10 protein-coding genes and 1 riboswitch are annotated in these 11,257 nt (G+C 69.7%); all 10 genes read left to right on the top strand.

The features are described from left to right. The first annotated feature begins 4 nt into the window (after positions 1-4). A complete protein-coding gene (metK, locus tag VNF92_12605) occupies positions 5-1,177 on the top strand; it encodes a methionine adenosyltransferase (GenBank protein ID HVA58715.1) in 1,173 nt (390 codons plus the stop codon). Positions 1,178-1,193: 16 nt separating this feature from the next. Further along, a complete protein-coding gene (locus VNF92_12600) occupies positions 1,194-1,700 on the top strand; it encodes a bifunctional nuclease family protein (GenBank protein HVA58714.1) in 507 nt (168 codons plus the stop codon). Positions 1,701-1,722: 22 nt separating this feature from the next. Continuing rightward, entirely contained in the window at positions 1,723-2,940 is a 1,218-nt protein-coding gene (locus VNF92_12595; protein ID HVA58713.1) for a hypothetical protein, read from the top strand. A gap of 8 nt (positions 2,941-2,948) precedes the next feature. Next, positions 2,949-3,117, top strand: a riboswitch (cobalamin riboswitch). An 87-nt stretch (positions 3,118-3,204) separates the two neighbouring features. After that, positions 3,205-4,110 (top strand): helical backbone metal receptor, encoded by a 906-nt coding sequence (locus tag VNF92_12590; protein HVA58712.1) that lies wholly within the window; start codon positions 3,205-3,207, stop codon positions 4,108-4,110. Then, positions 4,107-5,084, top strand: coding sequence for an iron ABC transporter permease (locus VNF92_12585; protein HVA58711.1), 978 nt, complete (start codon positions 4,107-4,109; stop codon positions 5,082-5,084). Before VNF92_12590 ends, VNF92_12585 begins: the two co-directional genes overlap by 4 nt. After that, positions 5,081-5,905, top strand: coding sequence for an ABC transporter ATP-binding protein (locus VNF92_12580; GenBank protein ID HVA58710.1), 825 nt, complete (start codon positions 5,081-5,083; stop codon positions 5,903-5,905). Before VNF92_12585 ends, VNF92_12580 begins: the two co-directional genes overlap by 4 nt. Next, positions 5,902-7,866, top strand: coding sequence for a TonB-dependent receptor (locus tag VNF92_12575; protein ID HVA58709.1), 1,965 nt, complete (start codon positions 5,902-5,904; stop codon positions 7,864-7,866). The genes VNF92_12580 and VNF92_12575 overlap by 4 nt, the downstream gene beginning before the upstream one ends. A 15-nt stretch (positions 7,867-7,881) precedes the next feature. Beyond that, the gene (gene recO / locus VNF92_12570) at positions 7,882-8,664 is read left to right on the top strand and encodes a DNA repair protein RecO (GenBank protein HVA58708.1); all 783 of its coding nucleotides are present in this window, start codon (positions 7,882-7,884) and stop codon (positions 8,662-8,664) included. Next, on the top strand, positions 8,661-10,517 hold the full coding sequence (selB, locus tag VNF92_12565) for a selenocysteine-specific translation elongation factor (GenBank protein ID HVA58707.1): 1,857 nt from the start codon (positions 8,661-8,663) through the stop codon (positions 10,515-10,517). Before recO ends, selB begins: the two co-directional genes overlap by 4 nt. Before the next feature lie 144 nt (positions 10,518-10,661). Continuing rightward, positions 10,662-11,126, top strand: coding sequence for a hypothetical protein (locus VNF92_12560; protein HVA58706.1), 465 nt, complete (start codon positions 10,662-10,664; stop codon positions 11,124-11,126). The last annotated feature ends 131 nt before the right edge of the window (positions 11,127-11,257 follow it).

The following is an 11,257-nucleotide window of genomic DNA, read 5'->3' as shown; positions in this document are numbered from 1 at the left end:
GCCTGTGCGCGATCGCCATCCGTTCACCTCCGAGTCCGTCACCGAAGGCCATCCCGACAAGGTGGCCGACGCGATCTCCGACGCCATCCTCGACGCCATCCTCGCCGATGACACCAACGCGCGCGTGGCCTGCGAGACGCTGGTCACCACGGGGATGGCGTGCGTGGCCGGGGAGATCACGACGAACACCTACGTCCACATCCCCGACATCGTCCGCGCCACGATCCACGACATCGGATACACGGACGCCGGCTATGGATTCGATTCCCACACCTGTTCGGTACTCAGTACGATCGACCGCCAGTCGCCGGACATCGCGCTCGGGGTGGACACGGGCGGGGCGGGCGACCAGGGCATGATGTTCGGCTACGCGTCGGACGAAACGGACGAACTGATGCCGATGCCGATCATGCTCGCCCACCGCCTGACGCGGGCACTGGCCGAGGCGCGGAAGAGCGGGGCCATGCCGTGGCTGCGTCCCGACGGCAAGTCGCAGGTCACGGTGATCTACGACGATCACCGGCCGGTGGCGGTGGACACGGTCGTCGTCTCCACGCAGCATGCGCCCGGGGTGTCGAACCGTCGCATCCGGAGCGAGATCCTCGACGGCATCATCGAACCGGTGATCCCCGCCGAGCTGCGCGTCAAACGGCCCAAGTACCATATCAATCCCACGGGCCGGTTCGTCGTCGGTGGACCGCAGGGTGACGCCGGGCTCACTGGGCGCAAGATCATCGTCGATACCTACGGCGGCATGGGCCGCCACGGCGGCGGCGCGTTCAGCGGCAAGGATCCGTCCAAGGTCGATCGGTCCGGGTCGTACGCGGCGCGGTGGGTGGCCAAGAACATCGTGGCCGCCAAGCTCGCCGCGCGGTGTGAAGTGCAGCTCGCCTACGCGATCGGGGTGGCCGAGCCGGTGTCGGTGATGGTCGATACCTTCGGTACCGGCCGGGTGAACGACCAGGTGATCCGCCGCGCCGTGGTCGACAGCTTCGACCTCACGCCGCGCGGCATCATTCACGCCCTCGATCTCCGCAAGCCGATCTTCTCGGCCACCTCGGCCTATGGTCACTTCGGACGCCCGCCCGAAAAGCTGGGGCGGGGCAGGACCCGGCGCACGACGTTCACGTGGGAGCGCGTCGATCGCGCCGCGGACCTGCGACGCGCAGTGCGGTGACGCACGCGAGGAGCGAATGGTCGAAGTCGTCGTAGCCAAGCTGGCAGTCGATGCATCGACGCGGGCGTACGTGGTCATCCTGCAAGAGAAAGGCGGTGACCGCGTACTGCCGATCTGGATCGGCCAGCCGGAGGCCGAGTCGATCATCATCGAGATGCACCAGATCGTGCGGACGCGCCCGCTCACGCACGACCTGTGCCGGAGCCTCATCACCACGCTCGGCGCTGATCTGGCACGGGTCGAGATCACGCGCATGGAGGAGCGTACGTACTTCGCGGAGATGCACCTGGTGCGCGGAGCGGAGCGGATGACCGTGGATGCCCGTCCCTCCGACAGCATCGCGATCGCGCTGCGATTCGGCGCTCCCATCTTCGCTGACGACGCGCTGCTCAACGATAGCAGCGACGATTGGGAGCCTGGGGCCACCTCACCGCCTCCTGAACCGGCCGACCTCTCGGCCGAGCGGCTCAAGGCGTACCTCGAGGGGTTGCGCCCCGAGGACTTCGGTAAATTCAACCCGTGAGAGCGGGGTGCGGACCGTGGTGTTGACCAACCCTCGGCGCTGGTGGCCCACGTTCGCCGCGGCGCTGGTGCTCCTCGCGGCGCCGGCCGCTGCGCAGACCGGCGAGGTCGTTCCCCTGGGCCAGGTGCGCACGGCAAATGGCCATGTGCAGCGGCCCGGCGCGGCGAACGCGGCGCTGCCGCTGGCGCACCAGGTCGTGGTGCTGCATCGGGTGGGCCAGGACCATGCCGGCCCCATCGATTCCGTGCGCACCGACGCCGCGGGAGCATATTATTTTACATATAAGACCAGCGGCGCCCCCGACGCCGTCTATTTCGCATCGACCCGTTTCGCCGGCATCGCGTACTTCACGGCGCCGTTCCAGACGCCGCACGTGAGCGGCGCCGACGCCGACATCGTGGTGTTCGACACGGCCAGCACCGGGATCACCCTCCGCCTCGCGGGCCGGCACGTCGTGGTGGGCGCGCCCGGGGCCGACGGAGTGCGGACTGTGGCCGAGGTGTTCGACCTCGGCAACGACAGCAACAAGACGCTCATCACCCGGGACTCGCTGACCCCTCTATGGACGGCGCCGCTGCCCGCCGGCGCGATCTCGCCGGCGGTGGATGGGGGCGACGTGGCTCCCGGCGCCGTGTCCTTCGACGACAACGAGATCCGGATGTTCGCGCCGGTAAGTCCCGGCGTGCGGCAGCTCGCCGTGAGCTACGGGATGCCGGCCGACGCGTTTCCCCTCCGACTGGCGCTGCCCACCGGGGCCGCGGCGCTCGAGGTCCTGCTCGAAGAGCCGACGGCCACCCCGGTTCTCGATGGCCTGGCGCAACAGGCGTCGGTCACGGCGCAGGGGCGCGCGTTCAAGCGCTACCTGGCCCAGAATGTTCCGGCGGGTTCGGTGCTCCGCATCGACGTGTCGGCCGTCTCCGATTCCGGCCGTACGCGGTTCGTGGCTGGCGTCGCCCTGGCCATGGCCGCGCTCATGCTGGCCGCCCTCGTGTTCGCCCTCCGTCGCCGTGGTCGAAGGGCCGGCGGCAGGTCGGGGCCTGCCCCGGTCGCGGCGGTGGCGCCCGTGCTGATCGGGGCGACGCGAGCAGAACAACTCCGTTTCGAACTCGCGCGGCTCGACGCGGCGTTCGCCGGCGAAGGCTTGGCCGACGAGGCCCGCACGGCGCGCCATCGCGCCGACCGCGCGGCGCTCGAGACACGGATCGCCGACGCGCTTGCCGAGGAACGCCGCGCCCCGTAGATTCGCCCTTACAATTGAAACGCGAGGGTGGGACACGGAAACCGGTGCGATGCCGGTGCGGCCCCGCCACTGTAACGGGCAATAGACGTGCGCTGACGACGCCACTGACGAGAGTCGGGAAGGCGAGCGCGACGGCCCGGAGCCAGGAGACGACCTGCCCTCGCGCCACGATCATCGGTTCTCGGGGGAGGACCTGTGGCGGCTCCGGCGGCGGCGCATCCTGCGTTTGACCCGGCACTGCGGACATCCTGCCTCGACCACGGGATGTCCGTCTTGCGATTCTGTGCCTCACTTGCCCTCGCGTGCCTGGCCGTTTCGGGGTGTGCCGCCCCGCAGCGGGACGCCGCGCGCACACACGGCGCCGTGGTCGACGTCGACGACTTCGGCGACACGCTGCGGGTGCCGAACACCGCGCCGGCGCGCGTTGTCTCGCTCAATCCCACCACCACCGAGATCGTGTTCGCCATCGGAGCCGGCGGCCGGCTCGTTGGGCGCTCGCAGTGGGACAGCTGGCCCGACGCCGCCCGGCGGGTGCCGGCGCTGGGCCCCGCCGTGCGCCCAAACGTCGAGGCTGTGCTCGCCGTACACCCCGATCTCGTGCTGCTCTACGGGAGCGCCGACGATCGTCCCGCCGCGGAGCGGTTCCGCTCGGCGGGCATCACGGTCGCGGCGCTGCGCATCGATCGCATCGCCGACTTCGAGCGGGCCACACACGATCTTGGCGCATTGCTCGGCGATTCCGCCCGCGCCGCAGCCGTGCTGGACTCGGTGAACGCTACGCTGGCGCGCGTCCGCGAGGCGACGGCGGGACTGCCGCGGGCGCGCGTCTTCATGCCGGCGTGGGATCAGCCGGTCATCGCCATTGGTGGGGGCAGCTTTCTCGATGAACTGATTGAGATCGCCGGCGGCCGGAACATCTATGCCGACGTCGCGGCCCCGTCGCCAACGGTGACGCTGGAAGACGTTGTGGCCCGCGATCCCGACGTCGTGCTGACGAGCCCGGAGATGCGGGCGCGCATACTCGCCGATCCGCGCTGGCGCGCGCTGCGCGCCGTACGACAGGGGCGCGTACTGGCGTTCGACACCACGGTGGTCGGACGCCCGTCGGTCGTGCTCGGCGCGGCCGCCGTCTCGCTCGCCCGCCTGCTGCATCCGGGGATCCATCCGTGACCCGCCGCGCGTGGCGGTGGACGGCGGCGGCCGGCGTCCTGGTGTTGTTCGCGCTGCTCGGCGTCGCGCTGGGGAGCGTGCGCCTCACGCTCGACGAATCGTTCCGCGCGCTGTTGGGACAGGGGGACCCCAACGTGGTAACGATCGTGCGCGTGCTGCGCGTTCCGCGCGTGGCGCTGGCCGTGCTCGTGGGTGCGGGACTCGGTATGAGCGGCGCGTCGCTCCAAGGCGTGATGCGCAACCCGCTGGCCGAGCCGTATCTGTTGGGCGTGTCCGGGGGCGCCGCCGTGGGGGCCGTGATCGCCGTCGCGCTCGGCGCCGGGGCAGGGTTCGTGCCCCTGGCTGCATTCGCCGGAGCGGTGGTGGCGGTGACGGTGGCGTTCGCGGTCGCTCACGCGGTTCCGGGTCGGGGCGATGCCCGCGTGCTGCTCATGGCCGGTGTGATCGTCGGTGCGTTCGCCAATGCCGCGATCATGCTCCTCCTAGCCAACGCCAATCCGAACGTCATGCGGGGCGCGCTGTGGTGGATGATGGGTTCGGTGAGCGACGCGACCTGGTCCCAGGTGGGATGGCTGGCTGCATACGTGGCCGGTGGCGGTGCGCTGCTCGTTGGCTGGGGGCGCGAGATCGACATTCTGGCGCTCGGCGAGGAGGCGGCGGCCGGTCTCGGATTGGATGCCGATCGCGCGGCACGCCGGGTGTATCTCGTGGCGTCGCTTCTCGCCGCGGCAACGGTCGCGGCTGCCGGGCTGGTGGGGTTCGTGGGGCTCGTCGTGCCGCACATCGCGCGGCGGCTGGGCGTCGGGGCCCAGCGCGGCGTCATCCTGGGGAGCGCGCTCGTCGGCGCCGCGCTCGTGGTGGCGGCGGATGTCGCGGCGCGCACCGCGCTGCCGCCAGCCGAGCTGCCGCTCGGTGCGGTGACCGCGATCATCGGCGTGCCGTTCTTCCTCGTCCAACTGCGGAGGCTCCGGTGATTGCCTTCGAACGCGTGGTCGTCCGTTATCGCGACGCCGAGCGCGACGCGGTGCACGACGTGAGTTTCGACGCAACCCGCGGTCGCATGACTGCGATCGTCGGACCGAACGGCAGCGGCAAGAGCACACTGGTGCGCGCGCTGCTCGGTCGCCAGCCGCTCCGTTCGGGGCGCATCACGGTCGATGGGCGCGACGCGGCCGGCCTGTCGCGTCAGGAAGTCGCTCGCCAGGTGGCCGTGGTCACGCAGCGCGAGGAGCTGGCGTTTCCCACGCCGGTGAGCGACTACGTGGCGCTCGGGCGCTTTCCCTACCGCGGCGCATGGCGCGGCAGCGTGGCTGCCGACCGCGAGGCGATCGCACGCGGGGTGGCGCTGGCCGGCGTCGGCGCGTTGCTCGATCGCGAGGTGGACACGCTGTCGGGCGGCGAGTGGCAGCGCGTGCGGATCGCGCGCGCCCTCGCCCAAGGCGGGGAATCCCTGGTGCTCGACGAACCGACCACGTACCTCGACATCGCCCACGAAATGGAAGCATTCGAATTGCTCGGCCAACTCACCCGGGAAGGGATGGCGGTACTGCTGGTGAGCCACCAGTTGAACCTCGTGGCGCGGTTCGCCGAGTGGATGGTGCTGCTCCACGAAGGGACAGTCGCGTCATCGGGCACGCCCGACGACGTCATGCGGGGTGAGATCCTCGAGCGCGTGTACGGGTGGCCACTCGTGGTCACGCGCGATCCCGCCGTGGGGGCGCCTGCCCTCGTGCCGCTGCGCGGCCGCGCACGCGCGGCTCCACCACCGGCCGCTTCCTCCTCCAGGGATCCATGACCCGAATTCGTTCATTCCTCGCGCCGTTCGTCGCCGCGCTGGCCACCCCCGGGCTGCTCCGGGCGCAGGCGCAGGACACGGCCCGCGTGACGCCCATGGTCACCACCGCCACGCGTATGCCCGTAGCCGAACGTGACGTGCCGGCATCCGTCACGGTCATCACCGGCGCGCAGCTGCGGGCGCTCGGGATCATGTCGGTGGCCGACGCGCTGCTCGGCACGCCGAGCGCGGCCATCATGCAGACCGGCTCGTTCGGCGGCGCCACCTCGCTCTTTCTGCGCGGCGGCCAGAGCGACTACGTCAAAGTGCTCATCGACGGCGTGCCGGTCAACGATCCCGGCGGTGCGATCGACCTGAGCACGCTCACGACCGACAACGTCGACCGCATTGAGATCCTCCGCGGGCCCGCCAGCGTGCTGTATGGCGCCGACGCCGTGAGCGGCGTGGTGCAGATCTTCACTCGTGGCGGCTATACCCCTCGGCGGGTCAGCGTCGAGGCACGGGGGGGAACGTACCACAGCGGTGACGCGTCGGTGTCGTTGCGGGGCGGCATCCCGCTCACGGGCGGCGCCACGGCGGGGTATTCCCTCGCCGTCGCGCGCCACCAGACAGATGGCGTATACGCGTTCAATAATCGGTTCGCCGAGACCGTGGTGAGCGGAGCCGCCAACCTCGATCCCGATCCGGACGACAGCATTCACCTCACGCTCCGCTATTCCGATTCTCGCTACCATTACCCTACGAACAGCGCCGGCGAACTGCTGGACAGCAACACGTACGACTCCGGTGATCGGACGGTGCTCGGCGCCACGTACGGACGCGCCTTCTCGCGCGCGGCCGCGCTCATCGTGAGCCTCACGTCGGACGAGACCACGGGCGGTACAACCCAATACCCCGACGCGCTCGACGACAATCTGTACCTGTCGCTCGACAACATCCGGCGCCGGAGCGCCGACGCGCGGGTGAATCTGCGCGACCCGCAGGGGCGTGGCGTGCTCACCCTCGGCGCCACGGCAACGGCCGACGACGAACAATCGCAGATGCAGGGCGCGTTCGGCGCTTCGCCCTACTCGTCCACGTTCGCGGCCTCTCGCCGCACCAACGCGGCGTACGTCCAGGCGCTCTGGACCGCCGTGCCGCGCCTCACCGTCGTGGCCGGTGCGCGCGTGGACGACAATCGGGACTTCGGCGCCTTCGGCACGTACCGCGCCGGGGTCAACTACATCACCGCGTCGGGTACGCGACTGCGCGCGAGCGTGGGCACAGCTTTCCGCGCACCAACGTTCTACGAAAACTTCTCCACCGGCTATGTGACAGGGAATCCGTCGCTCCGGCCCGAGCACGCCGGGGCCTGGGAGGCCGGCGTGGAACAACCCGTGCTGGCTGGACGCCTCACGCTCGGCGTGACCGCATTCTCGCAGGTCTTCCGCGACATGATCGACTACACAGGAGGTACCACCGCCTGCGGGTCCAGCTACTGCAACGTGGCGCGCGCCCGCGCCGCCGGCGTGGAATACGAGGTGGTCGTGGCGCCCGTCCATTTCCTCTCGGCCACCTTCGGATTCACCCACCTCGACACCCGTGTGCTCTCTGCCGGGTTCGACACCACCACCGGCGGTCTCTATCACCTCGGTCAGCCGCTCATCCGGCGGCCCGCGACGAGCTGGAATGCCGCCCTATCGGCCGTCTCTGCGTCGCACGGGTCGGTTGACGTGCAGTTCGCATACGTGGGACGACGGGCCGATCGCGACTTCAGGCCGTATCCTGCGGTGGCGGTGACCATGCCGGCGTATCTCCGCGTGGACCTGGGCGCTTCGTATCCGGTTACCCCACTGCCCGGCGATCGCGGTACCACGCTCACCCTGCGTGTTCAGAATCTCACCGGGGCACGGTATCAGTCGGTGTTCAATTTTCTCGCCCCGGGCCGTACCATCCTCGCCGGCTTTCGGGTGATGCTTTAACGGCGAAGGCGTGGCATGCCGGATTATCTTTCCGGCATGCCACTCCTGGTGAGCGACGCCATCGTGCTGCACGCGTTCGACTATCTCGAATCGTCGCGCATTCTACGGCTCGCCACGCGAGAGGGTGGCGTTCGGTCGGCGCTTGCCAAGGGAGCCCGACGCTCCCAGCGCCGGTTCGGCACCGCCCTGGACCTGTTCGCGCAGGGCAGCGCGCAGCTCTCCACCAAGGCCGGCCGGGACCTCGACACACTCACCGGCTTCGACGTGGTGGGGTCGCGCGCCGGGTTGGCGGAGGACCTGGGCCGGTTTGCCGGGGCGTCGGTGATTGCCGAGTTGGTGTTGCACTTCTCCACCGAGCACGCCGATCCCGCGCTGTTCGACGCCATTGCCGGTGCGCTCGACGCCATCGCCACGGCGGCGTCCGACCGGGCCCTCGATGCCACCCTCGGTGGCGCCTGGCGCGTGATCGCGGCTCTTGGCTTCACCCCGGCGCTCGTCGCCTGCGCCGAGTGCCACGCGCCGCTGGACGACGAGGCCACGGCAATGTTCAGCCACGCCTCGGGTGGAGTCCTCTGCGCGCGGTGCGCGCGACTCGCTTCCGGGGGGCGCCGCATGCCGCCGGAGGCGCGCATGGCCCTCCGCGCATGGACCGAGGGCGGCGATGCCGAACCGCTCGCTGCGGCACCGGCGCGTGCCCACCAACGCCTGCTGCGCGAATTCCTGCTGCACCACGTGGTCGATGGGCGCCCGTTGCGCGCGTTCGAACTGTGGGAGCAGGGAGATTGGAGCGGCGCATGATCATCGGCACGGCTGGGCACATCGACCACGGCAAGACCACGCTCGTGCGCGCCCTCACCGGCGTCGACACCGATCGGCTGCCGGAAGAGAAACGGCGCGGCATCACCATCGAACTCGGGTTCGCGCCCCTGGTGCTGGACGGCATCGGCACCGTCGGAGTGGTGGACGTGCCCGGGCACGAGGCGTTCGTGCGTACCATGCTCGCCGGCGCCGCTGGCATCGACGTTGGGCTTCTCGTCGTGGCGGCCGATGACGGCGTGCGTCCGCAAACGCGCGAGCACATCGCGATCCTCGAGCTGCTCGACCTACGGGGCGGTGTCGTGGCGCTCACCAAGTGCGACCTGGTGGATGCCGACTGGATCGATCTCGTGGAGGAAGACCTTCGCGTGTCGGCGCGCGGCACCGCGTTCGAGGGTGCGCCGGTCGTGCGCGTACAACCGGGGGACGACGCGGCCCTTACGGCGCTGCGATCGGCCCTCGCGGACGCGGTGCGTGCCGCCGCACCCCGGGACCCCGACGATCTCTTCCGGCTGCCCGTGGACCGCGTCTTCAGCGTACGCGGCACGGGCACCGTGGTTACGGGCACGGCATGGAGCGGATCGCTGGCGCGCGATGCGGAGGTGCGCATCCTCCCCTCCGGCCGCGTGGCTCGCGTGCGGGGCATCCAGAACCACGGGGTGCCGGGCGACCGCGCGTACCCCGGCCAGCGCACGGCGATCGCGCTCGCGGGGGTGGATGTGGCCGACCTTCACCGCGGCGATGTCCTCGTGGCCGATGCGGCGTGGGAGCCCACGCTCGCCCTGCGTGCCGACGCCACGCTCCTCGCCGTCGCTCCTCGATCGCTCGGGCCACGAACGGCCGTGCGATTTCACCTCGGCACGACGGAGGTCGGGGCGCGGGTGGTCTCTGCCGGCGGCGCCCTGGCACCCGGAGAGACGCGTCCCGTGCGCCTCGTGCTCGATGCGCCAGTCGTGGCCAGGGGGGGCGACCGGTTCGTGCTACGAACGGCATCGCCGCTGGCTACGATCGGTGGCGGCGTCGTGACCGACGCGCAGGCCCCTCGCCGCGGAAAGCCATTCGACGCCGCGAAGGTGGACGTGGCGGCGCGCCTGCGCTGGTTGCTGCGCGAAGCCGGTCCGCGAGGCGTGCCCGCGGGATCGCTTCGGGTACGCCTAGGGGGTGGTGCCGGCGACATCGAACGGGCGATTGCCGGTGCTGCGGCGGTCAGCGCGCCACGGAGCGAAAGGCTCGTGGCGTCCCATGCGGTGGACGCTGACGGGAGGCGGCTGCTTGGGTTTCTGGACGCGTACCACCTGGCGCATCCGCTCGCTCCCGGCGCATCGCTCCAGGAGCTTCGGACGAGGCTGCTGGTGCCCGCCGAGTTCGTCGAACTGCTTGTCCGGCGGGGGACCGAAGCTGGCGAGATCGAGACCGAGGGCGGCGAGGTCCGTCGGCGGGGGTGGCGCCCCTCGCTCGCGCCGGCTCAGCAGGTAACGCTGACCAATATCCTTAGCCGGCTCGCGGTGCAGGGTTGGGAACCGGCCTCGGTGGAGGAATTGACGGTCGAGTTCGGACCTGGGACCGAGGAGATGCTGCGCATTGCGGCCGGACAACAGCTTGTGGTCCAAGTCGAAGCAAATAGGTACTATGCGACTGCACCATTAAACCAGATTCTGGACAAGGTCAGCGCCGCCTTTGCAGGGGGGCGCGACATTGCGCCCAGCGAGTTGCGTCAGACCTTGGGGCTGAGCCGCAAGTACGTGATCCCGCTGTTGGAATACTGCGACCGATCGGGGCTCACGATGAGGCGCGGGGAGGGGCGGGTGTGGATCGGGCGAGAGCCAGGAGCGTAACTTTCTGTCGTTTCAATCGTTCCACGGTTGCGAATTCTTGACACCTCAGCTACGGGGACCTACTATTTAAGATGTAGTGCCGGAGTGTCATCCACCCTTTCAGGAGTCTTGAAGAACATCCTGTCTCGTTAGCTCGGAGTACACATGTTGAACCGCTGGGCAGCACTTGCGCTCGTGCTCGCCCTTTGTGCGTTCACGCCAAAGTATGCGGCGGGGCAGCAGTCGTCAGGCGTGCCCCGAGGGCGCAAGGCTGGGGGTCTGGGGCAGAACTACCCAAATCCCTTTAATCCGGAAACCACCATCCCGTTCATGATCGGCGACTCGACATGCTCGGATGGTGGCAAGCCACACGTGGTTTCCCTCAGGATCTACAACATTCTGGCGCAGCAGGTGGCTGTGCCGGTCCTGCAGGGGGGCTCGTCCGCGTCTGGCGCCAGTGCTGCCGTGGGCCGACCCGTGGCCAACTTGACGTTGACTTGCGGGGCGTACACGGCGTACTGGGACGGGAAGATCATGAACACGAACACGGAAGTCCCGTCCGGCCTGTACGTCTATGAGCTCGTGATTGATGGGGACCGTCTCGTGAGGAAGATGTTCGTCGCGAAATGAGTCCTGCAGTTCGATTCTGTTTTTGGAAGCGCCCCGGCGGCTGCCGGGGCGCTTCTGCATTCCGGGCCGGCTCTGCCCGTGGCGGTCCGCCCTGTCGGCAGCTATCGGCGACTCTGGCGGACGCCCCCCGG

The organism is Gemmatimonadaceae bacterium, assembly GCA_035533015.1.
Taxonomy (GTDB): Bacteria; Gemmatimonadota; Gemmatimonadetes; order Gemmatimonadales; family Gemmatimonadaceae; genus JAGWRI01.
Note: the sequence above shows the minus strand (reverse complement) of the source record. Positions and strands in the feature narration are given on the sequence as shown.

Coding starts and splice junctions, on each gene's coding strand:
- selB (HVA58707.1), top strand. CDS start 8,661: ATGATCATCGGCACGGCTGGGCACATCGACCACGGCAAGACCACGCTC.
- VNF92_12560 (HVA58706.1), top strand. CDS start 10,662: ATGTTGAACCGCTGGGCAGCACTTGCGCTCGTGCTCGCCCTTTGTGCG.
- recO (HVA58708.1), top strand. CDS start 7,882: ATGCCGGATTATCTTTCCGGCATGCCACTCCTGGTGAGCGACGCCATC.
- VNF92_12590 (HVA58712.1), top strand. CDS start 3,205: ATGTCCGTCTTGCGATTCTGTGCCTCACTTGCCCTCGCGTGCCTGGCC.
- VNF92_12575 (HVA58709.1), top strand. CDS start 5,902: ATGACCCGAATTCGTTCATTCCTCGCGCCGTTCGTCGCCGCGCTGGCC.
- VNF92_12600 (HVA58714.1), top strand. CDS start 1,194: ATGGTCGAAGTCGTCGTAGCCAAGCTGGCAGTCGATGCATCGACGCGG.